The following is a 25,936-nucleotide window of genomic DNA, read 5'->3' as shown; positions in this document are numbered from 1 at the left end:
TCTGGGCATCAGGTCGCCAATGATGCCAAAACGATATCCGGCACGACTGGAAAATCAAGGAATTAAGGGCTTTTAGGGAGAATTGGCTGGGGAACCTGGATTCGAACCAGGACTAACGGAGTCAGAGTCCGTGGGTCTACCGTTAACCTATTCCCCAAAACGATACGGTCGACCCTGTCAAACAAAGCACCGTCGTTCGGTGCCGCCTTGTAACATATTTGTTTTGGAGATCAAGGGCTGCATTGCACATTACAGCCAGTTTTTCACGGCCGACCCGCTTAGTCGTTGAGCGGGTCGGCGTCGTCATGATTTAGGCGTTGGCCAACTTCAAAAGTTTGGAAGCTGTGGCGAATGCGTTCTTTTCGATATCGGTGAACGTTTCAGTGCCGTTGCCTTTGAAGGTAACGTCAACCGTCACCTTGTGTGCGACGTCATCGCCAAACGCTTCGTCTTCGAAATAGAACTCGACGACGGCGCGGTAAAACTTCTGTTCCTTGTCGAAGTAGATATCCGCGACCTGTTTGCTTTCAACGTTCATTTTTGATCCTTTCATCAATCAGCGTGAGCTTTAGCATGCCAAAGCCTGTTCCGCGACCCCTGCTTGTCATCGGGAAATATCTTTATGACCGGATACGGCCTGAAAGCCCGCAATTGCTGGGTTTCGGGCCGCGTTTGCTTCCGGGCCGGTCGGATTTGAGCGGCGTTAGAAGGAACTTATTAACCTTCATTTTCTATTCGATTGAGGTAGCCATCGGCGATTTTGAAGCTGGATAGCAGGTCACATGCGAATTCCCGGACGATGACATGACAAGGCGGCATTTGATGATGGCAAGGTTAAGCCAGACACGAAGCATTCGGGGACACGCACCCGTGTTGATTCTGCCCCGGCAGGCACTGAACGGCGGAAGGAAGCTGCTATGAAAGACGATGATTTTACCCCCCTGGCAGGATCCTCGCAGCCGGATTTGCGGTTTCATCCAACACAGGTGCGGGGACCGCGTACCATTGCCAATACACGGCTGACGACAGCCCTTGACGCTGCCCATGCCGATCGGGATACGGCATCGGGCGGTCGTGCCGTCGCGGCCGTCTGGCAGAGCGCATTCTCGCTCGCACCCAATGTGCGCTTTACCCGGACGCCCGAAAGCGCCATGCCGCGCAAACACAAGCCAACACCGCTGATTGTCCCGCCGCAAACACAGCAGCTTGAGAACAAGCCCGAGCCACATGTCATCGAACATTCCGCAGCACCGGAAGCGCCAGTTGTGGAAGACGCGCCGGTCGTGGTTCACCCATCAGATACTCCCGAGCTGCCCACGGGCAGCATATCTGCCGATCCTGTGCAGCCCGAGCGACAGACCGAGGACCGGGAAACAATCATCGACGCCTATGAGGCCCCGAAATTGGATGAGCCTGCTGATCTTGTCACGACTGCGGCAGTCGATGGCTTAGCCTATGTCTCCGATTTCGCATTTTGGGAGTACATGCCGCTCGATCATCAAGCAGCTATCGGCGCAGCGTCCGCTGACCCGGTGTTGCCGGCCAAGCCAATCCATGCGCCTGTGCCGACCAAAACGGTCAGAGAGGATGAACCCAGCGAATCGATCACGCTAAAATTCCGCGTGGTGGAGTGCCGTCGTCCATCCGACTCGCCGGTAACACCCGTTGTTGAGCCTGTTGCTGCTGAACCGGAATCTTTGGTGGAGCAGGCAACGGAGCTTGCCGAGGTACCAGAACTGGACGAAGCACCGTCTGATGCTGGTGAAGACGTGGTTGACGCTGCTCTTCAGTCCGAGGCGCTTGACATGGAGCCGTGTGTTGAGGACGAGATCGTTGCTGCAGTTGCGGTGACATCGCGTGTCGCCCCGCGCTTTGAGCGCCCGGTCAGCGTCTTTCGCGTCGATAAGCCCGCCCGCACATTCAGCGGTGAGACGTACGAGTTTCCGCCTCTCTCCCTGTTGCAGGAAGCACCGGAGAGGTCCGGCGCCATCATGACGCAGGAGACACTGGAGCAGAATGCTGGTCTTCTGGAAAGCGTTCTGGAAGATTTCGGCGTGCGTGGAGAAATCATTCATGTCCGCCCCGGCCCGGTTGTTACCTTGTATGAACTGGAGCCTGCACCAGGCGTTAAATCGTCCCGTGTCATCGGTCTGGCGGATGATATCGCTCGGTCCATGTCCGCGCTTTCCGCGCGTGTCGCCGTGGTGCCAGGTCGCAACGTTATCGGCATTGAACTGCCCAACGCCACCCGGGAAACCGTGTATTTCCGTGAGCTGATCGAGTCGGACGATTTCGTCCGCTCAAACTTCAAGCTGCCGCTTTGCCTCGGCAAAACCATTGGCGGCGAACCCGTTATTGCGGAACTCGCGAAGATGCCGCATCTGCTTGTCGCCGGTACGACCGGTTCCGGCAAGTCGGTGGCCATCAATACGATGATCCTTTCGTTGCTTTATCGGTTGAAGCCGGAAGAGTGCAAGCTCATCATGGTTGACCCCAAAATGCTGGAACTGTCGATTTATGATGGTATTCCGCATCTGTTGACCCCCGTGGTGACCGATCCAAAAAAGGCCGTAACGGCACTGAAATGGGCCGTGCGGGAGATGGAAGATCGCTACCGCAAGATGTCGCGTCTGGGCGTGCGCAACATCGATGGATATAATGCTCGTGCTGCCCTTGCCCGTGAAAAGGGCGAGACGGTGATGACGACCGTGCAGACCGGCTTTGAAAAAGGGACGGGGGAAGCGCTGTTCGAGCAGGAGGAAATGGACCTGACACCTATGCCGTACATCGTCGTCATCGTGGACGAGATGGCCGACCTGATGATGGTGGCTGGCAAGGAAATCGAAGGAGCGATCCAGCGGCTTGCGCAGATGGCGCGTGCTGCGGGCATTCATTTGATCATGGCAACCCAGCGTCCGTCTGTGGACGTGATTACCGGCACGATCAAGGCGAACTTCCCCACCCGGATCTCGTTCCAGGTCACATCGAAAATCGACAGCCGCACCATTCTCGGCGAGCAGGGTGCCGAGCAACTTCTGGGGCAGGGCGATATGCTGCATATGGCCGGCGGCGGGCGCATTTCCCGCGTCCACGGTCCGTTTGTGTCAGACGAGGAAGTGGAAAAGGTTGTCGCTCACCTCAAGTCACAGGGGCGTCCCGAGTATCTGGAAACCGTGACAGCGGATGAAGAGGAAGAGCCTGAGGCGGAACCCGCTGGAGGTGCGGTTTTTGACAAGGGTACAGTGGCTGCGGAAGATGGCAACGAGCTGTACGATCAGGCAATCAAGGTGGTGATGCGCGACAAGAAGTGCTCAACCTCCTATATTCAGCGCCGTCTGGGTATCGGCTACAACCGCGCAGCCTCGCTGGTGGAGCGGATGGAAAAAGAGGGACTGGTTGGTCCGGCAAACCACGTGGGCAAGCGCGAGATCATCTCCCTGAACCGGGATACCGCAGTGCCAAAGATGGTTGAAGACGACGAATAAGCTTTGACCGCCGATCGGAAATGAAAAAGCCGCGCGGAAAGCGCGGCTTTTTCGTTGGAGAAACATCGTATCACACTCAACTTCGATAGGACTCTGGCCCCTGGCAACTCCCATAAAAAAGAGCGGCCTGAGCCGCTCTTTCCAAGTCATGTCATTGCTCTGACTTTACCACTTTTTGCGCAGTGACAGGGTAATTTGGCGTTGATCACCGTATCCGCAGACGAACTCACCCTGGCAGCCTTTAACGTAGTTCTTGTCGAACAGGTTGTTGACGTTCAACGCTGCTGTCCAATCGTTCTTTTCGTAACGAATGGCCGCGTCGACTAAAGTAACGTTTGGTACTTTCAGTGTATTCAGGTTGTCAGCATAGGAACTGCCTTGATAGCGGACACCACCGCCAATGCTCAGACCCTCCAGAGCGCCATCTGTGACCGTGTAATCCAGCCAAAGCTTTGCAGATGAACGAGGAACGAGGAACGGGCGTTTTCCAACAAGCGCCGGGTTTGCATCTTTCGTCACCTCGAGATCGGTGTAATCATATGATGCCAGTGCCATCCAGTTCTGATTCAGGTTGACTTTACCTTCCAGCTCAAAGCCAGTGGATCGAACTTCGCCAAGCTGATCATAGAAAAAAGTACCGGGGAGGCTGATGGCTGCGTTCTGCTTCGTAATCTGGAACACCGAAGCCGTCAGCAAGCCATCGATAAATGTGGGCTCGTATTTGATACCGCCTTCGTACTGGTAGCCTTCTTCCGGCTTGAATGGTGTATTGGTGACATTGATGCCGATCAGCGGATTAAAGAACGTTGCCGCACTGATATACGGCGTCACACCATTTGCGAACTCGTAGGCGAGACCAGCACGTCCGCTCAAGGCACCGTCCTTCGTCTCAAAATTATTACCGACGACTGAGTTGGAATCGATTTCTACACGGTCATAACGTCCGTTGAGCGTCACCAGCCAACCGTCACTGAAGCGAATCTGATCCTGCGCATACACGCCGATCTGGCTTAAGGAAACGATCTGATCAAGGTATGGCGTAAGAGCAGGTTGCGGCAGACCATAGACTGGCCGTACAGGGCTGATAGGCGTTGCCGCCGCAGGCCAGGATGGCGATGCCTGAATATGGTCCAGGCGATAGTATTTATAATCGACGCCAGCCAGGAAGGTATGGTTCAATCCACCGGTATCGAACTCCTTCTCGGCGCGGTTATCGATGGAAATCGCATCTACCCGTGTCGTGTGCTCAAACCCGATGCGATACAGATCGCCGGATGCCGTGTACCCGTAGGGATAGGTGCTGTTTTCTTTCTTATCGAGGTAGCTGTATCGTGCATTCTGCGAGAGCTTCCAGCCATTGTCGAACTCATGTTCAAGCTCATAGCCGATCAACGCCTGCGTGTAGCGTCCAAAGTCGGACGAAGGTTCGCCGAAGAAAGCATCTCGATCAATCTTGCCATAGGACGCTGGAACGACAGTGCCGACATAAGGCAGGAAGCCGTTTCCGACATGGACCTGATCTAAGCCGGAGAAGTAGCCGAAGACGCTGACCTTCGTGCTGTCATCTGGCTGCACAGTGACTTGCGGCATAATGAAGCCACGCAAATCCTCGGAATAATCAGAGTATTGGTCACCGCCGGAAATCTTGCCGGTCACACGGTACGTGACGGTGCCATCGTCGTTCAGCTTGTCGTTGACGTCGAACCCAAAGTAAGCATTGCCGAAATTATTTATTCCGATTTCCGTTTCCAGCAGTTTTTCTTGCTGTGGACGCTTGCGGATCAAATTGATGATGCCGCCGGGGTTCGCACCGCCGTAAAGCACGGAGGCAGGCCCTTTCAACACTTCAATGCGTTCCAAACTGTAGGCATCCATCTGAAACCCGCCGAACCCGAAACTATACTGGTTTAGCCCGTCCAGAAACACACCGGTTTGCGTAGCGTCAAAGCCGCGAATATAAAACCAGTCCGTATCGGGGTCTTCGCCGAATGGCGCAGACAAGACGCCCGGCGTATAGCGCAGGGCTTCGTCAACTTTCGTCACGACATTGCGGTCGCGCAACTCCTCGCGTCCGACAACGGACACGGACTGTGGAATCTCAGTGATCGGCGTATCCGATTTCGAACCGGACGACGATTTCGTCGCGACATAGCCTTTGACAGGCCCAGTTGTTGTTTCTCTCGATGCACTGTCTTCGACGGAAATTGTTTCGAGTTGGGCAGGGGTCGCTGATGACTGCGCATGTGCAGCTAAACTCATGGTGAGAAGCGCACTGCCTGCCAGTAGCATCGTGGTTGTATAGGAAGTGGTATAACGCATGATGACCCCGCAACTGGCCTGCCAAGTCCCAAGACCAGCAAACCCTCAAATTAGCTATTTAATGTGAGGAATTACATCAACTATTCGCGCGCAGGATTGTTCGATCCTTTTGATCTTTGTAAAATTTTGGGCCATGTACCCCGTCAATTTAGAGAATACGCGGGTTTTCACCGTCTGTGACTTTTTTGCCAGTGCGCAGGTGTTGTTCCGACTATGCGGCGGAAGACCTTTGTAAAATGTGCCTGATCCGTAAACCCTGTTTCCACCGCTATTGTGGCCAGCGGCAAGGTGCCATCGGAAAGCAGGCACTTAACCTTCTCAATGCGTGCCCTCATCTGCCATTGGTGGGGTGCCACGCCCGTCGATGCCTTGAAAGCGTGGCTGAAATGCGACTGGGAAAGGCCGGTCAGGTCAGCCAGTTCCTGCAGTCTGACGGAGCGCAGGCAGTTTGCTTCCAGATAGTCCACCGTGCGCCGCATTTGCCAGGCGGCTAACTGGCTGCGCTTGCGCACTTTCCTCTTGCCGATCTGCATGAGGTCAATGAAAAGAGCAACCGTCAGTCCATCTCCGTAAAGATCATGCAACGGGTTGGGATTGACGCATTCCTGTGCGACCAGTTCGGCAAGCGCATATATCCGGGGATCAAAGAATTGTAGCCGCGGTTTAGCCAGAACCGTGCTGTCAACATCCTCCATCAGGCGTTGTGTCAGGTCGTCGATATTGAAGTGAAAGTCGATGTGCCGAATTCGACTTTGATGGGTCATGTGCGCCCATATTTCCATGTTTGCAGGAATATAGGACATGGCGCGGTGATCGCTCAGTTGAAAGCGCTCGTCCTTACGGGTCGAAATAGCAAGTTGACTTGTGGGAAAAGCCGGTGCTTCAAGTATAACCAGCAGCCTGGGATCCGCACCCACGTAATAACCCCCTGCACCCGGCGCGCAAGCAACATCCCACAGATCCACGGCAACACCGTTCCAGTGGCGACGGTTCGGGCCATTCAGAACAGCAAAGCCGTCAATTTTATTCGACATTCGTGGCTGGAAGGTCATGGCGGTCCAAACATCAGCGGGTAAACGAGTATAGCATATCAAATATGACGGTAAAGGTATGCTTTAACCAACATTCATTTTCGGCAAATGCAAATCACGGCAACGACAGCTAGGATCGCCTAACGAACATGTTTTCCAAAGAACTTTAATGGGGATTGGCCACTGAGCAGAAATTTCCGTAAGTTAAACTTATGGTGATTCAATATCTTAAATAGAGTCACGCAAATTTTGCCGATTTCCGGAAACTTATAGTGCGTCCTCCAAGTTGTTTTATCAGGACCAGCAAGTGGTCGCTTAGGAGGAAGTAAAATGAGGAATGTTTGCAAGCAGGCTTTGTCTGTTTTTCTTGGCTCGGCTTTTTTACTGTCGGGTGTTGTAACAACGGTTTCTGCACAAAGTTCAAGCCAGGGGCAGGGCGGAGGCAGCAGCGGATCGAATAGCGGCGGCTCGCGCGGTGGCGGACTGGGCGTCGGTGTCGGCATCGGTGGAATTGGTGTGGGTGTTGGCCTCGGTCGTAATAATGCTGGCGGCCTTGGCGTCGGGGCAGGAGCCACGGTTGGCGGTGCCAGTGGTGTAAATGCGGGCGTTGGTGCCAGTGTCGGCGGTGCAAATGGCGTTGGTGCCGGTGCCGGTGCCAATGTGGGCGGCGGTCGTGGCGTCAGTGCAGGAGTGGGCGCCAGCGTTGGCGGCTCCAGCGGAGTGAACGCAGGCGCAGGCGCCAATGTTGGTGGCGGTCGCGGTATTGGGGCCGGTGTTGGTGCCAGTGTGGGTGGTTCCGGTGGAATTAATGCTGGCGTTGGGGCCAGTGTCGGCGGTGGACGTGGTGTCAATGCCGGTGTCGGTATTGGTATTGGCGGCAACAACAACTCTGGAAACACCGGTGGAAACACAGGGACCGGTAACAACGGCACGGGCACGAACGGGACTGGCACGAATACGGCCAACACCGGCGGCCTGAGCGGCACCGATACCAATTCCAGCACATCTGGTGCGCAGCGTGACGTTACCTCCACCAGCCCATCCAACTTGAACCGCTCCCAGCGCAATCAATTGGCAGCGTTCCGCAATATGTCCAGCACACAACAGCGTCAGGTGTTGAACCGGTGCAGGGCAATCGGAGCAGGCGGTGGTGATGCCGGATTGGCAGCCCTGTGTTCCCTGCTGCAAATGGCGAACCGTTGAGCGAGAGCATTTCAAGTAAAAGCGGGAGCGCTTTTCCATCGGGACCATGCGTCAACTCATACGCGTTTTAGAAAAGACAATGCCCGGAGTTCCTCCGGGCATTTTTATGAGGTCGATATGGTCACGTCAATCCATTCGGCCTTCGTCAGGGCGGCCATGCGGTCTGGCGCAATGCGAACAGCCGCATGAATGTCGCCCGCAGCCGGCACAACCTCGGCAAACGCTTTCAGCGATTCGTCGCAATACACACGGATTGTTTCCGGTATGCCGAAGGGGCAAACGCCGCCAACCGGATGGCCTGTTTCCGCCTCAACCTCTTCCAGCGGCAACATGCGCACTTTCGAGCCGAAATGAGCCTTATACTTTTTGTTGTCCAACCGTGCGTCGCCACGCATGACAATCAGGATGACGTCATCACCCAACCGGGCTGACAGGGTCTTGGCAATCTGGCCCGGCTCTACGCCATGGGCAGCGGCTGCCAGCGCCACGGTTGCGGTACTCTCCGTCAGTTCAATAACAGAAATGTCGGGCGCATGCTGCGCAAAGAAGTCCTTCACGGATTGCAGGCTCATGCTGGGCATCAACCATCGTTGGATGAGTCGAGTTCGTCCGGACGCTTGCCCTCGTCCGTGCTGCCGAGGTATCCGCCGCGTGTCAGCGCCTCCCTTAAAAGCTGGGCAATAGCTGCATCACGGTCACCAAGGTGTGAGTGCGCAGACAGGTAAGCATCCAGCGCACTGGAAAGGTCGGCGTCGAAAGTATATGGCATGCTATGTCCCACCTGCTGATAAAGGTTCGGTTAAACCCCAATTGCGAGGGAAGACTAGCGTGGAAGGCAGACGGGGAGCAAGTCCGCAAGCGACGTGCAAGTACGGTTCAAGCTTAAAAAATATGTGGCCGGTCCATGTGACGACGGTCTTCAATCGTCAGCAAGGTCCACATCGCCGCCAGCGTGCAGGATGCGATCAAAGTCGCGCTCAATCCTAGAACAATCATTGCTCATTCCTTGAGTGACATCATTGTCATCTTTATGATTTAACAATAGCTGTTAAAGCTTGCTTGAAGCTGACGTCAATTCTCGGGCGCTCAGTATTGGGGAAAGTAGAAAAAGTCAATGCTTTGGTTTGACCAATGAAAATTGTTGGGATTGGATGGTGAGTCCCAGTTTCTACGCAGCGAGTTTTGAATACTTGAGCGGGTCTCACGCCGCGTCGCAGGATCGTGTGTTAACCTTCGGGCAAGGAATTAACCATAGATATGGTAGTTAAGCGTTAAAGCGGAGTCGGATAAACGATTCCTCTAGGCATGAAGCCGCCCTGACGCACCGGATTATGGCCGGTATGCCCTTCATCAAAAGATTGACAACCGCACTGTGCCTTCCGGCAGCAGTCACGGATCGTCATCAGCGCAAACGTGAACGTTTGCCGGTCGGAGACGCGCGTGGGACAGGATGCAACACCCGACAATGGACGCAAATCGCAAGGCGGCAGCCTGCGGGATCGTCTGCGATTTGCCGGTTTGGAGCAAAATGAGACGGAGCGTGTGCGCGCCCACCGCCAGACGCTGGAACCGCTGGTTCATCTAGCCATCCGCGATTTTTTCCAACGCCTCCAGAGCTTTCCCGATGCGGCCCGCAACTTCAGCAGCGAGCGGCAGTATGATCGGTTGCACGATGTGCAGTCCGCGCACTGGAATGTGCTGACGGATGCGCGGTTTGACAGCCTGTATGCCGAGCGCGTGAAGGTGCTGTCCGATGCAGAAAGCCGCATGGGGCTCGATCCGCGCTGGCATATCGCTGGCCATGCCATTGTGCTGGAAACGGTCATTGCGGGGCTGATTGAGCAGGCATGGCCGTCGACCGTTCTCACGCGGGGGGCGGGCCGTCGCGATGAGCTTCTCGATCTCGTTCGCGCTTTTGTGCGCACGGTCATGGTCGATGTGGAAATCGCTGTCTCGTTGCGGTTCAATGAGTTGCGGCAAAATAACCAGCGGTCGCTGATCGAGCAGCGCACCGGCGAGCAGGCAGCGGCAACAGAGCTTCTCACCGGCCTCGCCCGCAAGATCGAGCAGCGGGATTTCACCCGCTATGATGTCGATGCGCCTGATGTTTATACCGGGCCTTTGTCGGCGCTGAATGCGGCCTTGTCGGATGTGGATGGGCAGCTGGACACATTTGCCGAGCGCATGGCGAGCGCAGAAACCAGTCTGCAGACCATTGCTGCAGGCACTGGCACATTTTCGGGCCAGGCGGGCGTACAGGCGTCGGAACTGGCACAAACGGCGGACACCCTGCACAATATCGCGGCCCGTGTTGCGGAGAATTCGCTGGAGACACAGCGTGCCGAAGCGGCGGTCACCGTCACCCGCCAGTCGGCGGAGAAGAGCGGAGACATCGTCGGGCAGGCCATTTCCGCCATGGCCGACATTGAGAATTCCGCTGAAAAAATCGGCCAGATCATCGGGGTGATCGACGAAATTGCGTTCCAGACCAACCTTTTGGCGTTGAATGCGGGCATCGAAGCCGCCCGGGCCGGGGACAGTGGACGTGGATTTGCCGTAGTCGCGCAGGAAGTGCGTGCGCTGGCCCAGCGCTCCGGCGAAGCGGCGCGCGAAATCAAGCAACTCGTGACCGGCACCAAGGCGCAGGTGGACGCAGGCGTGGAAATGGTCGCGCGCACGCAGCAGTCCATCGGTAGTATCGTCCAGCAGGTGACCGATATCAACAGCGCGGTGGCGGGGATTGCCCGGCGAACCACCGAGCAGGCAAGCGATCTGGAACGGGCAACGGCGGATGTCGGGCGGATTGGTGATCATCTTCGCCAAGCCTGCGACGGTGCCACCCATACGCGCGAGACCTGTGAAGATCTTCACATGGTGATTCTGGAACTGGGAGAAACCATCCGGTCCTTCCGCGTTCGCCGCACATCCGCCACCGGTGTCGTCTCTCGGCAAGCGGCAGCAACGATCCCGGCTTTTGAGCCCGGTCTTCTGGATGGCGATCAGGACGAGCGTTTTCACATCAACCATCTGGCAGCACTCGGGGCTTGAGGCGCAAGGAACGGCATATGGCAGTCAAGACACAAACGGTACAAACCCTGACGCTTCCGGCGGTGCTGGATCTGAATGCGGCGTCAGCCCTTAAAACACAGCTTCTGGCACTGCGCGGCAGCCCGGTCACCATCGATGCCGGGCAGGTGGATCGCCTTGGAACCCTGTGCCTTCAGGTTCTGGTATCGGCTGGCCGGACGTGGGAGGCCGACAACCTCCCCTACACCTATGAAAATGCGTCGGACGCATTTGCAAAAACAACTGCACTGCTCGGCGTGTCCGTCGAACAGCGCCACGGAGAGCATTGATAATGAAAAAACGAGTGCTGACGGTAGATGACTCCCGGACAATCCGGAACATGCTGCTGGTAACGCTGAACAATGCAGGTTTTGAAACCATTCAGGCCGAAGACGGCATCGAAGGTCTCGAAGTGCTGGAAACGTCCAACCCGGACGTCATTGTGACCGATATCAACATGCCGCGTCTGGATGGGTTCGGCTTTATCGAAGGTGTGCGCAAGAACGACAAGTACCGCGCTATCCCCATTCTGGTTCTGACGACCGAGAGCGATGCGGAAAAGAAGAACCGTGCGCGTCAGGCGGGCGCCACCGGCTGGATCGTGAAGCCCTTCGACCCCATCAAACTGATCGATGCTATCGAACGCGTAACCGCTTAACCGGGATTTCCACTATGGATATGAACGAAATCAAAGAGATTTTCTTTCAGGAATGCGAAGAGCAACTCGCAGAACTGGAGTCCGGTCTCATGAAGCTGAACGACGGCGACCGTGACCCGGAAACGGTCAACGCTGTCTTCCGTGCCGTACATTCCATCAAGGGCGGTGCCGGAGCTTTCGGTCTGGATGATCTCGTTGCTTTTGCTCATGTCTTCGAAACGACGCTGGACTGCGTACGCTCCAACACACTTGAGCCGAGCCCAGACGTGTTGAAGGTCATGTTGAAATCCGCCGATGTGCTGGCGGATCTGACCAATGCAGCGCGCGACGGCGGTACTGTTGATGCGGCCCGCAGCCAGACCCTCGTGCGGGAACTGGCCGCCCTTGCCAAGGGTGAACTGCCCCAGCCGGTGGCTGTGGTGCAGGAAACGGTTCCGGTGCAAGAACCCGCACCTGCGCCGGCCGCTGCCAGCGACGAGGCAGAGTTTGCGCCGGTGCCATTCTCGTTTGATGATTTCGGTCTGGATGAACCGGAAACTCAGCCTGAACCGGTTGGCAAACCCCAGTACGATATCTCTTTCGCGCCACGCAACGAGCTATATGCCAAGGGCAATGAGGCCACGCTTCTGCTGCGTGATCTGTCGCGCCTCGGTGACATGAGCATCCGTTGCTCTACCGATAGCGTGCCCCTGTTGGATGAGCTCGATCCAGAGGCTGCATACTTCTCCTGGAAGATTTCACTGGCGACCGACAGGGGTGAGGATGCGATTCGCTCTGTCTTTGAATTTGCCGAATGGGATTGCGATCTGACAATCGAGGCGACCCATGGCAACCCGAGCACGGTCACGATGGATGAAAACGAGTTGCCGATGCAGCCCGTTCCATTCGACCTGTCCGTGCTGGATGAGGACGAAGCCGAGACCATTGGCGGGATCGTTGAGCAGGAAGAGGCGATTGCAGCCGCAGAGGCGCATCTGGAAAGCCTGAATGCGTCCGTTATGGCGGCGCAAGGCGTCAGCAATGTCGTGGTGCTGGCCGATAATGATAGCCGTGCCGAGGCGCTGAAAAACAACAGTTCCCAACCTCAGGCCATGCAAGCCAGTGTCGGGCAGACCATTCGCGTGGACCTCGATCGCGTTGATCGTCTGATCAACCTTGTTGGCGAGCTGGTGATCAATCAGGCGATGTTGTCGCAAAGCGTGATTGAGAACGACAGCCACGGCGTTTCTGCCATCAATATGGGGCTGGAAGATCTACAGCAATTGACGCGCGAAATTCAGGATAGCGTCATGGCCATCCGTGCGCAGCCGGTCAAGCCGGTGTTCCAGCGCATGGCGCGCATCGTGCGTGAGATTGCCGATACCACCGGAAAATCCGTGCGTCTGGTGACAGAAGGCGAAAACACCGAAGTCGATAAAACCGTTATCGACAAGCTGGCTGAACCGCTGACCCACATGATCCGCAACGCGGTCGACCATGGTCTGGAAACACCGGAAAAGCGTCTGGCTGCCGGAAAAAGCGCCGAAGGCACGGTTCGCCTGACCGCGAAACATCGCTCCGGCCGGATCGTGATCGAACTCGCCGATGATGGCGCGGGTATCAACCGCGACCGTGTGCGCCAGAAGGCCATCGATAACGATCTGATTGCCGCCGATGCGAACCTGTCGGACGAGGAGATCGACAATCTGATTTTCCATGCCGGGTTCTCGACAGCAGAAAAGGTGTCCGATATTTCCGGGCGCGGTGTCGGCATGGACGTGGTGAAGCGCTCCATTCAAGCATTGGGTGGGCGCATCAGCATCCAGTCCAGACCGGGGCAGGGGTCGGTATTCACCATGAGCCTGCCGCTGACCCTTGCAGTGCTGGATGGTATGGTCGTGACCGTCGCCAACCAGACGCTGGTCGTGCCGCTGACTGCCATTGTGGAAACGCTCCAGCCGGAAGCCAGTGCCGTGCACTCCTTCGGCGCGCAACAGCGTCTTATTTCGATCCGCAACAGTTTCTGCCCGCTGGTGGATGTCGGGCAGATCCTTGATTTCCGCCAGACGCAGGCCGATCCCATGGCCGGTGTGGCGCTTCTGGTGGAATCGGAAGGCGGCGGGCAGCGCGCTTTGATGGTGGACGCCATTCAGGGGCAGCGTCAGGTCGTCATCAAAAGCCTTGAGGCCAATTACAATCATGTTCCCGGTATCGCGGCGGCAACAATTCTTGGCGATGGCCGCGTGGCACTGATTCTGGATGTGGACGCGGTCGTGGCCGCATCACGGGGGCAGTCGCTGCGCGCCGATATGCCCATGGCTGTGGCGGGTTGATCGTATGACGCTGGACACGACCCAAGGGATAAAGAAGGCTGCCGATGACAGTCTGGTCAGTGGTGAGTTTCCGCTGACCCGACGTGATCTGAACGAGATTGCGGCGATGATCTATGCCGATGCGGGCATCTATCTGAACGAGACGAAAGCATCGCTGGTCTATTCGCGCTTGTCCAAGCATATCCGAACCATGGGGCTGAAGTCCTTCCGGGAGTATTGCGTTCTGGTGTCATCACCGGAAGGGGCGCAGGCACGGCGTGAGATGTTGTCCTACCTCACGACGAACTTCACGCGCTTCTTTCGCGAGAACCACCATTTCGAGCATCTGGCGAAAGACGTTCTGCCGGGACTGATGGCAAAAGCGCGCGCCGGTGGGCGGGTGCGCTTGTGGTCGGCGGCCTGCTCGGATGGGCAGGAACCCTATTCCATGGCGCTGACTCTGCTGTCGGCGGTGCCCAATATTGCAGACTACGATATCCGCATTCTGGCAACCGATATCGATCCGAAAATTCTGGCACAGGCCCGCACCGGTGCCTATGACGCGGCAGCGCTGGAAATGGTGTCACCGGCCTTGCGCAAGCAATGGTTCACCGAGACGAGCATCAACGGTCGGCGCAAATGGCAGATCAGCGATCAGGTCAAGCAACTCATCACCTTCAACGAGCTGAATCTGCTAGGGCAATGGCCTTTCAAGGGGCCGTTCGATGTTATCTTTTGCCGGAATGTCGTCATCTACTTCGATGAAGCAACCCAGCATAAAATCTGGGCGCGCTTTGCCAGCGTCATGGGGGACAATGGTCACTTGTATATCGGGCATTCTGAACGGGTTGCGGGCGAGGCCCGGCACCATTTCGACAATATCGGCATCACCGCATACCGCTTTCAAACCATGGCACAGGGGAGGCGCGCATGATGACGCCGGTTCGCGTTCTCGTCGTTGATGATTCCGCCACCATGCGGGGGCTGATCAGTGCCGTGCTGGATTCCGATCCGGGTATCACCGTTGTCGGGCAGGCTGCGGATGCGCTTGAGGCGCGTCAGGCGATCAAACAACTTGATCCTGATGTGCTGACGCTCGATATCGAAATGCCGAATATGAACGGCCTCGATTTCCTTGAAAAAATTATGCGGCTGCGGCCCATGCCCGTCATCATGGTATCGACGCTGACCCATAAGGGTGCAGAAGCGACCATTGCGGCGCTGGAAATCGGCGCATTCGATTGCGTGGGCAAGCCGCATATGAGTGACCCGCATCCGTTTGCCGATCTGGCCGACAAGGTGAAAGCGGCAGCCCTGTCGCAGCGCAAGTTCATGATTACCAGCAACCGGGTGGCGGCTGCCCACGCGGCACCCGCTTCGCCGGAATATCGGCCCAGCCGCAAGATCATCGCAATTGGCGCCTCCACTGGCGGCGTGGAAGCGCTGATCACGGTGCTGAAGAACTTTCCGGCCAACTGCGCACCCACAGTGATCACGCAGCACATGCCGCAGACCTTCACCAGGAGCTTCGCCGAGCGGCTGAATCGCTCCTGCGCTGCGACCGTAGAGGAGGCGACCGATGGCGCACCGCTGGAACCGGGCCGAATCTATCTGGCGCCGGGCGGTGACTATCATTTGCAGGTTTCAGGCACCACCGCGCCGCGCTGCCGTCTGGTGGATCGTGAGCCGGTAAACGGGCATCGTCCTTCTGTCGATGTTCTGTTTCAATCGGTGGCGGACGTGGCGGGGCGCCGGGCGGTGGGGGCCATTTTAACGGGAATGGGCCGGGATGGGGCGGCGGGCCTTCTGGCCATGCGCCGGGCCGGTGCCAATACCGTGGGTCAAAATGAAAAGACCTGCGTCGTTTACGGAATGCCCCGCGTGGCCTTTGAAATCGGCGCAGTGGAAAAGCAATTGGCGCTGACGTCTATCGGTGAAGAACTGATGAATTTGACGGCTGCCAGAAGAGAAGGAAACGAATAATGTCCATAGCAGAGCGCATCAAGGTTCTGATTGTCGACGATCAGGTAACGAGCCGCCTGTTGCTGGGCGATGCTCTTCAACAGTTGGGATTCAAGCAGATCACCGTTGCCGGTGATGGCGAGCAGGCGCTGAAAATCATGGTGCAGCAGCCTCATCATCTGGTTATTTCCGATTTCAACATGCCGAAAATGGATGGTCTCGGCCTTTTACAGGGTGTGCGCAGCAATCCGGCGACCAAGAAGGCAGCCTTCATCATGTTGACGGCACAGGGCGACCGTGCGCTGGTGACCAAGGCGGCGGCACTGGGAGCCAACAACGTGCTGGCCAAGCCATTCACCATAGAAAAGATGAAAGCTGCCATCGAAGCGGTGTTCGGGGCCTTGAAATGATGAATTCGGCCGGGCTTCGCCGCGTACATGTCATACAGGGGGAGTTTAAGGTCGTCAGTGATCCAAATGTCGTGCTGTCCACCATTCTTGGATCATGTGTTGCTGCATGTCTGCGAGATCCGGTTACCGGAATTGGCGGCATGAACCACTTTCTTCTGCCAGGATCTGCTGATGCCTCGATGAACAGCGGCGACGCAACCCGTTACGGCGTACATCTCATGGAGTTGTTGATCAATGGACTGTTGAAACAGGGCGCACGACGGGACCGGCTGGAGGCCAAGCTGTTCGGCGGCGCGAAAACGATTGCGCGTTTTTCCAATGTGGGCGAACAGAACACGCTGTTTGCCAAACGTTTTTTGCTGGACGAAGGCATCACCCTGCTGGGGGAAAGCACGGGCGGCGAGCATGGGCGCAAAGTGGAATACTGGCCGGCGACGGGTAAGGCCCGTCAACAGGCACTGACGGGCGTGGAAACGCAGAAAACGGTCGCGTTGGAGCAGCGCCCGGTTCCTGTGGTCAAACCTCCAGAGACGACAATCGAATTTTTCTGATCGGGGACCCAATGCCAAACGAAACGACAACCGAACGCCCTCACGACGACGCTCTGCCGGATGTGTTGATGCGTGTGGTTTCCGAACTGTACGATGTTGCGCATCTGATCGAGCGGATCGAGCCGCAACTGACCAGCGCCAACGGACAGGCGCTTCTGGAAGCAACAACCAGCATGAAGGTGTTGCAGGGTATCGATCTGGCCGTTCAGAAGACGCGCGGTCTGGCGGAGTTTATCGACACGTTTACCGCCACCATTCCGGAGGACTGTTCAGTGGATATTTCCACTGCCCTCAGTCTGGTCAAGCTCGCCGATATGCAGAAGGCGCTCGGAGCCATTCATCCGCGCCTTGGTCACTCGCAACCGCTTTCGCGCGCCTCGGGTGATTTCGAGGCATTCTGACGTGATGCGCCATGTTCGCGCAAGTTTCAGCCGTTAGGTTAACGCAAGGTTAATAGCCTTCGTTACGCCGATGGGCACATTTTCATGTGCTGGGCAGAGTGGAATCAATGCGCGCGACTGTGGCTCCGGGTTCGACGGATACCCTCCGCGCCAGTGGGTGCGAACAGAATGAGTCTGTTAGATCAATTTGCGTCAGTCGGAAAAAATCTGGCTGGTCTTGGGCAGGCAAAGCTGGCGGCACTGGCCGGGGTCGGCATTGTGGCTGTCGGACTGGTTCTCGGGGCCGCGTTTTTTGTCAACAAGCCCGCCTATGAAACCCTCTATGTCGGGCTGGAATCTGCCGATCTGAACCAGATCAGTGTGGCGCTCGCCGAAGGCAACATGAATTTCGAAGTGGGGACCGATGGCACGAGCCTTCTGGTCCCCGTTGGTATGACGGGTAAGGCGCGTGTCTATCTTGCGGAGCGCGGTTTGCCCAACAGCGCCAACGCCGGCTATGAGTTGTTTGACAATGTCGGCTCTCTCGGCCTGACATCCTTCATGCAGGAAGTGACCCGTGTTCGCGCTCTGGAAGGCGAAATCGCACGCACCATTCAGCAAATTGCCGGAATTGCAGCGGCCCGCGTTCATATCGTCATGCCCGACCGGGGCAGCTTCCGCGCGACGTCGCAAACGCCGACGGCTTCTGTCATGATCCGCGCAAGCGCGACCGCAGGCCGAAAGGCTGCCGCGTCCATCCGCCATCTGGTGGCATCCTCCGTTCCGGGTCTTAATCTCGATGATGTGACGATACTGGACTCCACCGGGCAGTTGCTTGCCTCTGGTGACGATCCGTCCAACAGCGCCTTGAGCCGTTCGCTCGGCGTCGTGCAGTCCGTTCAAACCGAAATTGAAAGCAATATCGACAAGGCACTGGCGCCATTCCTCGGCATGGACAACTTCCGGGCCAGTGTCACAGCACGCCTGAACACCGACAGCCAGCAGATTCAAGAAACCGTTTTTGACCCGGAATCGCGGGTGGAACGCTCCGTGCGCGTGACCAAAGAGGCACAGCGCTCCAGCCAGCAAAGCCAGGATCAGGCCGCGACCGTCGAGCAGAATGTGCCACAGGGCGGACCGACGGGTGGGGCAGGGCCAAGCTCGAACGACGAAACCGACAAGAAAGAAGAGCAGACCAACTTCGAAATCAACAGCAAGGTTGTGGCGACAGTCCGCAATGGCTACACGATCGACAAGTTGTCTGTTGCGGTGGTGGTCAATCGCGGTCGTCTCGCGGCAATGGTGGGTGAGCCTGCGGACCAGGCCAAGATGGACGCCTATATCCAGCAGATGCAGTCGCTTGTGGCGTCTGCCATCGGACTGGACGCTGCGCGCGGCGATGTTGTCACGGTCACCGCCATGGATTTTGTTGATGCCCAGCTTCTGGATGAAGCCGTCAGCGGTCCCGGTATCATCGAAGTGCTGACGCGCAATCTGTCCGGTATCATCAACGCATTGGCCTTTATCGCAGTCGCTCTTTTGATTGTCTGGTTCGGTTTCCGACCCCTTGCCCGCTCCATTCGTGGCGAGACGGTGTCGCAAGGTGCGATTGGTACCGATGCGCCGGGTCTGGAACTGGCTGATTTCGGCCCGACCGTGGACGGACCCGGAAGCACCCTGATGGAAGGCTTTGGCTCGGACTTCGGTTTCACCACGGATGATCTTCTGTCCGCAGCCGACGAGTCGTCGCCAGCCTTCAACCGCCGTGTCAAGGAGGGTCCAGAGCGCCGTCTCGCGCGGATGGTGGAGATCAGTGAAGAACGTGCTGCAAAAATTCTGCGAAAATGGGCCGTCGACAAGGCCGCTTAAAGCATAATCCGACCGGAGCGAAGCGACGATGGATAAGAGTATGCTTTTAGAATCAGGAAATCCTGCACCAAGCCATCGGTTCTCAAATTTTTCACAACGACGCCGTACAAAATAGTTAACATTTTGTTCTGCTCTTGTCGAAAAGGTGTTATTGCGCCTATGTAAGGTACATTAACCAATGTGAGCACGATGAAAGAGGCGGTTGGAGGCCCAAGATGGATCTTGTCCTAGCCGGAATTGGACCGTATTCCCTGTTTGCCGGGCGGCAAAAGAGTACGGTTTGCTCACTGCTGAAGGCATGCCGCAAGCAGATCGGCTGCCGTCATGTGGCGCATGTCTATCTCGATCAGCGGCAACGCAATCCTGAAACCTATATATCGGTGACGTATCCCGGGCGCTGGTTGTTGAACTACGCGCTGCGCAATTATTTCACGATTGACCCGATGGTGGTCAGAACATCCGATTTTTATAGTATCCGCGTGCTGAACCATGTTGGTGAGACCGACAAGGCAATCAGAGGCATGATTGCGGATGCACAGCTTTTCGGGCTGGGCAGAACGTTCGTTCAGGTCCCGGTCATGACGAACTCCGAATATAGCGGCGCTGTCATGTTCGCCTTCGATATCGAGCCAAGCGACATCCACACCTATCTGGAAGCCCATAACGACCAGTTGGTTCGGGCAGCGCGGGTTTTGCATCTGGAAACGCTGAAAGCACGCGGCCTTTTGGACCGCGAGATCATGGAGTTTTCATTCAGCCCGGTCGAGCAGCATTGCGTGACGCTTCTCGGGCAGGGTTGCAATACCGCAGAAATTGCCCGGGAAACCGGACTGGCTGAAGAAAAAGTGTCTGTGCTGGTGCTCCGTCTCTGCGATCTGCTGGAATGCAGCAACCCCATGCATCTGGTCATTCGCAGTCAGAAACTCGGTCTCCTGAGCGAACCTGTTACGCGGCGGCGAAGTGGCTCTTCGCCCACGCCAGCTTTTCCAAAGAGGCCTCACTAACCTCCCAGGACACACACAGAATATCTTCGCTGCCGGGCATACTGCGACGACCGAGCGTTTCGCATTTGACACCGAAGGTCTTTGTCAGACGCACGATCTTTTCCTCGCAGATGGCCACATGGCGGGTTATGCCACGCTGGAGGCCAAGCTCAAGGGAGGCATTGCTGAGTTCCACAGCTGCCCGGTTCACGCCACTCATAAAGCGCACGTCGCGCTCCAGCGGGCGAATGGCAAACCGCGTTGTTTCCGTGATGCTGGCCGATAAGAGATCGGCCGGATCCGAAATCATGTCGGAGAATTTTTCCCATGTCAGCGTCGGGCCAGACATTGGCATCTGGCGTAACCCGCCAATCACGTCGCCGTTCTGGTCGAGCGAAAGCACATAGGTACAGGGCATGTAATCGTAACGGTCGATCTCCATATCGCCATCCACGGTTACGTCCCACCCCAAGGTGTCGTAAAATACAATTTTGCGAATCCTACAATACTGGTCGATTTTGTCGCGATACAACTGTTTATTTTCAGGGCTGACGATCAGGATCATGTTAACCTCTTGTGAAATCAGCATAAAAATAAGACAAACAAGGATAATGAACCGTTAACTCAAGCCTGGACCAAAACTTTTCTTTGCACCCAGGACGTGCGCCGGGGCGAATGTGGACCTGAACAGTCTTGGCGACGTGTCGAGGTTTGACAGACTGGAATTATTCTTATTAAAGCTGTTGGTGATGTCGACGCAGCGTGCTGGTAACAAGGACCAGTTCTGTTCAGACCGGTGAACCCATTCCAGCAATAAAACTGGACATTAGTGATTTCTTACAGGTACGTTTTCAGTGTATGGCGCTATACATTCCAAACAAGTTTGATTCGTCATAAAACTGAATAGGCTATGCCGGAGAGTTGGACATATTCATGCGGGCAGACATAACGAACGTGTCTACACCATCAACTCAAGCAACTGACTATAGTAAACTCATGCCCAAGGAGCAGTTGCTGGAGAAGTTACATGCATCCTGTGAAGAGGGTATGCATGCAAGCTTCCGGCTGCTGACGCAATATGTCGGTGCATCGCACTATCTGCTTGTGCGTTACGATTTATCACAGGAAAGCCTGCTGGACCTCGTCATCACAGCCGACTGGCCTTTTGATCTGGTGCGTCAACTGTCCAAGGTGACATCGGCTCTCTATGCCAAGAGCAATGAGATGGACAAATGCCTTGTGGCCTTGCAGCCTGCTTTCGTAGCGCTTCCACCGGATGCGCATGTGCCGATTGGCGCATCAAAGGAATTTTGCTCCGTCATGTTTAGTGTCGGGCGAACGCGGTTCAGGCTGATGCTGCTGTTTCCGCAGGATGTGATCCTGTCGCAGGACCGGGTGCGGGACGTGGCGCTGCTGGCCGGTTACGTCGTCAGTCTGGATCGGGAAGTGGCAACCGCCTCCGTTCGGGAATTCGAGTTGACAGACCGGGAACTGGAGTGCCTGTCGTGGATTGCGGAAGGCAAGACCAGCGACGAGATCGCGGTCATCATCGGCATTTCACGCAATACGATCAACAATTACATTACGAGCGTCATGCGCAAGACGGCAACGCGCACCCGTTCCGAAGCCATTGCATTCGCTGTTCGGCATAATCTGGTGTGAGTGGGAGTTAGCGATGGCACAGAGCGATCCGAAATCGATCAAAATGCAGACCCGGACTCTCACGCGTGGGCGTGGAACCGGAAAAGTGTTGAACCTCTCTATTCGCTTGCAGGGCATTCAGCGGCAGGTCAACGGTCAGCAATATTGCGTTTTACGGCAGACCGGCACTGGCTTGCCGTCAAACCGGCGGCTTGTGTGTGTGCTGGACGGGGCGGGCAGTTCCACATCCAGCCATGCGGAGATCGTTACCGCCCTGTTTTCAGAGTTCTTTCAAACCCATTTGGACCAGTCGCTTCTGCCGATTGTTTGGAATGGCAATGGCGATCTTCAAAACGCTGAAGTTCCCCTGTTTGAAAAGTTTGTGCATCGGGTCAAAGGGCGTCAAACGCCGTTTTCAGGCGTAGCCCTTCCTGTCCGGCTGGGCGCGGAAGGCAATGGCTATCTAATCTTTACCGGTCATTATCTGGATATCAGCGCTGAACTTCTGGTGGAAATTCATGGGAAATGCTACCAGATCATGAAGGACATGCTGGCAGCCGATGAGCGCCGAACCAACCATAACGATAATCTGAGCGAACGGGAGATGGTGTGCCTGCAAATGGCCAGCGACGGCCACATCAGCGAGGAAATCGCCGACCGGATGGGCCTGTCAGTTCATACGGTCAACGCTTATCTGGGCACGGCCACGACCAAGCTGAATTCGGTCAATCGCATTCAGGCCATCGCGAAGGCTTTGCGGCTCGGCTATATCAACTAGCAATTTGCATGCAGGCGTCGGTCGCGGCGCAGGTGAAACGGGACGCATTCAGGCGTTGCACCAGATAGGCGGTATTTTCCTCCTGATCGTCCGATGGATGTTGGAAAGCGATGTGATTGATTTCCAGTCCGGCCTCTTCGCCGCGCAGTGCCAGTTGCGCGTACACCGTCACGCCGCCGGGCTTTAATTCCAGGTCCAGAATGACTTCGGGCGCGCTTTCCCAGTCCAGCTTGTAGTCGCCGCCGGAGCCGAGATTTACGGTGCCGGGAAGAAAGTACAACTCTGCCGCCGAGGAAACGAGGTCGGAAAGATTTCCATGGCACTCGAACCGAAGCATGGAAATCAGATCGGCGGCATCGATAAGCCGCAGTTCGGTGGCCACAGGTCGAATGGCGTCCGCCACAATTTTTTCTCTCAGTTCAGAATAAGCGCATTTTTTCATCGAGTCTGACCGTTATTGGATGATGAGGCCGCATAAATTCGATGAATCAATTCGGCAACTGCCTTGTAAAACACCGGTGGAATGACACTATCGACCGAGACTTGCGCAAACATTGAGCGGGCAAGCGGCGGATCTTCAAAAACGGGAATATTGTTTTTCTCTGCAATCTCGCGAATCTTGAGCGCGACCAGATCCTGACCTTTGGCAACCACGACAGGTGCGTCGCCTTCTTCGCGCACATAGCGCAGCGCCACGGCAAAATGCGTGGGGTTGGCAATGACCATGGTGGCCCGGGGCACGTTGCTCATCATGCGTTTGCGGGCGCGGTCGCGGGCAATGGAGCGCAGCCGCGCCTTGATGATCGGGTCGCCTTGGGACTGTTTGTTTTCCTCTTTCACTTCCTGCTTTGTCATCATCAGTTCGGTGTACCAGTGGTGCCGCGTCCAGAAGAAATCGACAATCGCAACCACGGCAGTCGAAAACAGGATCACCAGCACGATCTGCCTGAGAAAATTCGCCATCTTTCCAAGCATGGTGACCGGGTCGGAAAACATCGAATCGAGTGACGCGAAGTAGTCATTCCAAAGCACGACGACGACGACGGTGGAAACGACCAGAACCTTGAAAAGGGATTTGCCGAATTCGACCATGCCCTGTTTTCCGAAAATGCGCTTGAACCCCGCGATGGGAGACAGGCGGTTCAGCTTCGGAGCGATGCGATCCAGAACCGGGGCGGGCATGTTTTGCAGAATAGATGCAGCCAGACCGAAAACCATCATCAGAATGAAGGCGGGCATGACAACGCTGCTGGCGCTCCACAAGACGTTGCGGATCAGGGCCACAACATCGTGCGACGTGTTCAGACGCCACGCATGGGGCTGCTCGAAAATATCCTTCAGGGATTCTGCGAACCGGCCGATACTGCCGGGAAGAAAGAAAACGATATAGATGTAAATCGCAAGGGTAGAGGCAAAAACCGGCACCTCTCGGGAAAAGGGAACATTGCCTTTCTCGGCGGCGTCAGAAATCTTTTTCTCGGACGGTGCCTCGGTTTTACTGTCCTTATCCTGATCGTCGGCCACGGTCGCACTCCGTCAGGCTTATTAGGGTTCAATCAAACCGAAATGCTTCAGGCCGCGTCGGACGCTGGCTGCTTTTCGCGAAGCTCGATCTGTCCGCTCGCGGCCAGACGAATGGCCTCCTGCGTGATGGAGCGGCGGGCAATCGAGATATCGCGGGGATTGATACCCGCATCGCCGGCCACCAGATCGGATTCGATCATGCGACGCTGGCGCGCGCCGATGGAGGACAGAATAGCCTCGCGGACTTCCGGCCCGGTGGTGCGCAGGGCCATGGTGAGGATATCGCCCGACACATCGTTGAACAGCGCGACCCGCGACCGTTGCGGCATGTGAAGAATATCGTCGAACAGGAAAATCTTCGGGCGTACGCGCTTGGCCGATTCGACGCTGATCGTTTCCAGCGAGGCCAGCAGCGATTCGACCTGTGTCTTGTCCAGTTCGTTCATCATCTCGGCGACCTTGACCGAGCCGCCGGAATTGCGTTCCGCATCCAGCTCTTTCAGCATTTCAACGATACGTGTCTCGATAATGTCGGCTGCTTTCGGGCTGACATTCTTCATGTTGACGGTACGGTTGATAATGTCGGCGTGCTGCGTTTCCGGCAGTTGCAGCAGAACCTTGGCGCTGAAACTGGACGGCATCATCGACAGAACATAGGCGATGGTTTGCGGGTGTTCTTTCAACAGGAACTGGCTGACGGCCACCGGATCACTGTCCTGGAGACGATCCCAAATGTTGGCTTCATAGGCCTGGAAGGTGGTACGACGGCCCAGAAGACCATCCACCTCATCAGGCGTCAGACCTTCCTCAAGGATGCTCTCCATGGCCTTGGCATTGTCCATAAGGCCCGCGCCTTCGGTAAACAGGTCCTCGAACTCGGCAACCAGATCTTCCAGCTCGTGCGGCGGAATGGAGCGCAGCGACTGGGCGGAGGCGATGATGGACTGCAACTCTTCCTGCGTGAAGAATTTCAACAATTTGCCCGCGACATTCTTGCCCATGGCAAGAAGCACCGCCGCCGCCTTGTCCGTCTGGCTCAGCGGGCGGGTGAGCGGGGAAGCTTCAAATGTGTCGAAATCCATCATGGATCAAACCTTTGTCGTCGAACCGTTAGAACGCCCTGCGTCCCTCCGTTGGGCATCATGCTCAAACCGGACTTCAAACCTTACGCGTACCGTTGATTTCGATTAGCTTGACGCCGAACCGCGCTTCGTCTTCCTCAAGCACAGTAATTTCGCCCCGGCCAATAACGCGGCCATTGACCACGATTTCAACCGCTTCGCCGATGCGGCGGTCCAGCGGAATGGTCGAGCCTTCTGACAGGTTCATGAGGCCCGATACCGGCATGCGGCTGCTGCCCAGAACGATTTGCACATCCACGGGAATATCCATGATCAGTCCGAGATTGCCGGACATGTGAGAGGTTGGCGGGGCTTGCGGGGCGGTTGAGAACTCTTCCAGGCCATCACCGAATGCGGATGCGGCATCGGCCGAAACGTCTGTCGACGCAAATGCATCAGCAAAATCTGGTTGGCTGGCGAAATCCGTTTGAAAATCGCCGCCGAAGTCAGCCAGATCCGTAACATTGCCCTTTGGCATGTCCAGAGGGGCCATGTCCAAAGGATCTGCATCGGAGGCTTTCGCACTGCGCAGATCATCGATTGCCTGATCGAGTTCATCGTCGCCAAGGCCGGGTGAAATCGGGTCCATCTGATCTTCTTTGGGTGCGTTATTCATTACCATACCAGCTATATTTCATTTGAAGCTTGCCCCAAACGTTCTGTG

General features: G+C 56.3%; 25 protein-coding genes and 1 tRNA gene. 15 read left to right on the top strand and 11 right to left on the bottom strand.

Annotation, left to right across the window (positions count from 1 at the left end; all coding sequences use genetic code 11):
* Nucleotides 1-83 precede the first annotated feature (83 nt).
* Nucleotides 84-157: transfer RNA gene (locus IFT84_RS03050), tRNA-Gln, on the bottom strand.
* 153 nt (nt 158-310) lie between these two features.
* A complete protein-coding gene (locus IFT84_RS03045) occupies nt 311-538 on the bottom strand; it encodes a hypothetical protein (protein WP_192117150.1) in 228 nt (75 codons plus the stop codon).
* Between the two features lie 379 nt (nt 539-917).
* Here IFT84_RS03045 and IFT84_RS03040 point away from each other — a divergent pair, with 379 nt between their 5' ends.
* Nucleotides 918-3,485 carry a DNA translocase FtsK gene (locus IFT84_RS03040; protein ID WP_192117149.1) on the top strand — a complete coding sequence of 856 codons (2,568 nt, stop codon included), beginning with the start codon at nt 918-920 and terminating at the stop codon, nt 3,483-3,485.
* Between the two features lie 165 nt (nt 3,486-3,650).
* On the opposite strand, the gene IFT84_RS03035 is transcribed toward IFT84_RS03040, so the two are convergent.
* Nucleotides 3,651-5,804 (bottom strand): TonB-dependent siderophore receptor, encoded by a 2,154-nt coding sequence (locus tag IFT84_RS03035; RefSeq protein ID WP_192117148.1) that lies wholly within the window; start codon nt 5,802-5,804, stop codon nt 3,651-3,653.
* Between the two features lie 167 nt (nt 5,805-5,971).
* Complete coding sequence (locus IFT84_RS03030) at nt 5,972-6,856, bottom strand: helix-turn-helix domain-containing protein (RefSeq protein ID WP_192117147.1); 885 nt, start codon at nt 6,854-6,856, stop codon at nt 5,972-5,974.
* Nucleotides 6,857-7,165: 309 nt separating this feature from the next.
* On the opposite strand from IFT84_RS03030, the gene IFT84_RS03025 reads away from it, so the two are divergent.
* Nucleotides 7,166-8,038 (top strand): hypothetical protein, encoded by an 873-nt coding sequence (locus IFT84_RS03025; RefSeq protein WP_192117146.1) that lies wholly within the window; start codon nt 7,166-7,168, stop codon nt 8,036-8,038.
* Nucleotides 8,039-8,142: 104 nt separating this feature from the next.
* On the opposite strand, the gene IFT84_RS03020 is transcribed toward IFT84_RS03025, so the two are convergent.
* Both IFT84_RS03020 and IFT84_RS03015 read right to left on the bottom strand, forming a co-directional pair.
* Nucleotides 8,143-8,610, bottom strand: coding sequence for a YbaK/EbsC family protein (locus IFT84_RS03020; protein WP_192117576.1), 468 nt, complete (start codon nt 8,608-8,610; stop codon nt 8,143-8,145).
* Between the two features lie 8 nt (nt 8,611-8,618).
* Nucleotides 8,619-8,807 carry a hypothetical protein gene (locus IFT84_RS03015; protein ID WP_192117617.1) on the bottom strand — a complete coding sequence of 63 codons (189 nt, stop codon included), beginning with the start codon at nt 8,805-8,807 and terminating at the stop codon, nt 8,619-8,621.
* A 671-nt stretch (nt 8,808-9,478) separates the two neighbouring features.
* Here IFT84_RS03015 and IFT84_RS03010 point away from each other — a divergent pair.
* The 11 genes from IFT84_RS03010 to IFT84_RS02960 all read left to right on the top strand — a co-directional run bounded on the left by IFT84_RS03010 (nt 9,479) and on the right by IFT84_RS02960 (nt 20,229).
* Entirely contained in the window at nt 9,479-11,086 is a 1,608-nt protein-coding gene (locus IFT84_RS03010; protein ID WP_192117145.1) for a methyl-accepting chemotaxis protein, read from the top strand.
* 17 nt (nt 11,087-11,103) lie between these two features.
* Entirely contained in the window at nt 11,104-11,394 is a 291-nt protein-coding gene (locus tag IFT84_RS03005; protein ID WP_192117144.1) for an STAS domain-containing protein, read from the top strand.
* A 2-nt stretch (nt 11,395-11,396) separates the two neighbouring features.
* Entirely contained in the window at nt 11,397-11,762 is a 366-nt protein-coding gene (gene cheY1 / locus IFT84_RS03000) for a chemotaxis response regulator CheY1 (RefSeq protein WP_192117143.1), read from the top strand.
* A gap of 14 nt (nt 11,763-11,776) precedes the next feature.
* Nucleotides 11,777-14,074, top strand: a complete 2,298-nt coding sequence (locus IFT84_RS02995) for a chemotaxis protein CheA (RefSeq protein WP_192117142.1) — start codon at nt 11,777-11,779, stop codon at nt 14,072-14,074.
* A gap of 4 nt (nt 14,075-14,078) precedes the next feature.
* Entirely contained in the window at nt 14,079-14,987 is a 909-nt protein-coding gene (locus IFT84_RS02990; protein WP_192117141.1) for a protein-glutamate O-methyltransferase, read from the top strand.
* A complete protein-coding gene (locus IFT84_RS02985; protein WP_192117140.1) occupies nt 14,984-16,036 on the top strand; it encodes a protein-glutamate methylesterase/protein-glutamine glutaminase in 1,053 nt (350 codons plus the stop codon). The genes IFT84_RS02990 and IFT84_RS02985 overlap by 4 nt, the downstream gene beginning before the upstream one ends.
* Nucleotides 16,036-16,425 (top strand): response regulator, encoded by a 390-nt coding sequence (locus IFT84_RS02980; protein ID WP_192117139.1) that lies wholly within the window; start codon nt 16,036-16,038, stop codon nt 16,423-16,425. The genes IFT84_RS02985 and IFT84_RS02980 overlap by 1 nt, the downstream gene beginning before the upstream one ends.
* Nucleotides 16,422-16,976, top strand: coding sequence for a chemoreceptor glutamine deamidase CheD (gene cheD / locus IFT84_RS02975; protein ID WP_192117138.1), 555 nt, complete (start codon nt 16,422-16,424; stop codon nt 16,974-16,976). Before IFT84_RS02980 ends, cheD begins: the two co-directional genes overlap by 4 nt.
* A gap of 11 nt (nt 16,977-16,987) precedes the next feature.
* On the top strand, nt 16,988-17,377 hold the full coding sequence (locus IFT84_RS02970) for a hypothetical protein (protein WP_192117137.1): 390 nt from the start codon (nt 16,988-16,990) through the stop codon (nt 17,375-17,377).
* A gap of 168 nt (nt 17,378-17,545) precedes the next feature.
* Complete coding sequence (fliF, locus tag IFT84_RS02965) at nt 17,546-19,225, top strand: flagellar basal-body MS-ring/collar protein FliF (RefSeq protein ID WP_192117136.1); 1,680 nt, start codon at nt 17,546-17,548, stop codon at nt 19,223-19,225.
* Nucleotides 19,226-19,440: 215 nt separating this feature from the next.
* Entirely contained in the window at nt 19,441-20,229 is a 789-nt protein-coding gene (locus IFT84_RS02960; protein WP_192117135.1) for a helix-turn-helix transcriptional regulator, read from the top strand.
* On the opposite strand, the gene IFT84_RS02955 is transcribed toward IFT84_RS02960, so the two are convergent.
* Nucleotides 20,171-20,773 carry an acyl-homoserine-lactone synthase gene (locus IFT84_RS02955; RefSeq protein ID WP_192117134.1) on the bottom strand — a complete coding sequence of 201 codons (603 nt, stop codon included), beginning with the start codon at nt 20,771-20,773 and terminating at the stop codon, nt 20,171-20,173. The two genes, IFT84_RS02960 and IFT84_RS02955, sit on opposite strands and share 59 nt — an antisense overlap.
* A 368-nt stretch (nt 20,774-21,141) precedes the next feature.
* On the opposite strand from IFT84_RS02955, the gene visN reads away from it, so the two are divergent.
* Complete coding sequence (gene visN, locus IFT84_RS02950) at nt 21,142-21,870, top strand: transcriptional regulator VisN (protein WP_192117133.1); 729 nt, start codon at nt 21,142-21,144, stop codon at nt 21,868-21,870.
* A 13-nt stretch (nt 21,871-21,883) separates the two neighbouring features.
* Nucleotides 21,884-22,627 (top strand): transcriptional regulator VisR, encoded by a 744-nt coding sequence (gene visR / locus IFT84_RS02945; protein ID WP_192117132.1) that lies wholly within the window; start codon nt 21,884-21,886, stop codon nt 22,625-22,627.
* On the opposite strand, the gene IFT84_RS02940 is transcribed toward visR, so the two are convergent.
* From IFT84_RS02940 to fliN, 4 genes are all read right to left on the bottom strand, one after another.
* Complete coding sequence (locus IFT84_RS02940) at nt 22,620-23,069, bottom strand: hypothetical protein (RefSeq protein WP_192117131.1); 450 nt, start codon at nt 23,067-23,069, stop codon at nt 22,620-22,622. The genes visR and IFT84_RS02940 overlap by 8 nt on opposite strands.
* The gene (flhB, locus tag IFT84_RS02935; RefSeq protein ID WP_192117130.1) at nt 23,066-24,151 is read right to left on the bottom strand and encodes a flagellar biosynthesis protein FlhB; all 1,086 of its coding nucleotides are present in this window, start codon (nt 24,149-24,151) and stop codon (nt 23,066-23,068) included. The genes IFT84_RS02940 and flhB overlap by 4 nt, the downstream gene beginning before the upstream one ends.
* Before the next feature lie 47 nt (nt 24,152-24,198).
* Entirely contained in the window at nt 24,199-25,236 is a 1,038-nt protein-coding gene (fliG, locus tag IFT84_RS02930; RefSeq protein ID WP_192117129.1) for a flagellar motor switch protein FliG, read from the bottom strand.
* A 73-nt stretch (nt 25,237-25,309) separates the two neighbouring features.
* Nucleotides 25,310-25,894, bottom strand: coding sequence for a flagellar motor switch protein FliN (fliN, locus tag IFT84_RS02925; RefSeq protein WP_446737559.1), 585 nt, complete (start codon nt 25,892-25,894; stop codon nt 25,310-25,312).
* Nucleotides 25,895-25,936 lie beyond the last annotated feature (42 nt).

It is taken from the genome of Rhizobium sp. CFBP 8762, assembly GCF_014841565.1.
Classification (GTDB): domain Bacteria; phylum Pseudomonadota; class Alphaproteobacteria; order Rhizobiales; family Rhizobiaceae; genus CFBP-8762.
This window is presented reverse-complemented; position numbering and strand designations above follow the sequence as displayed.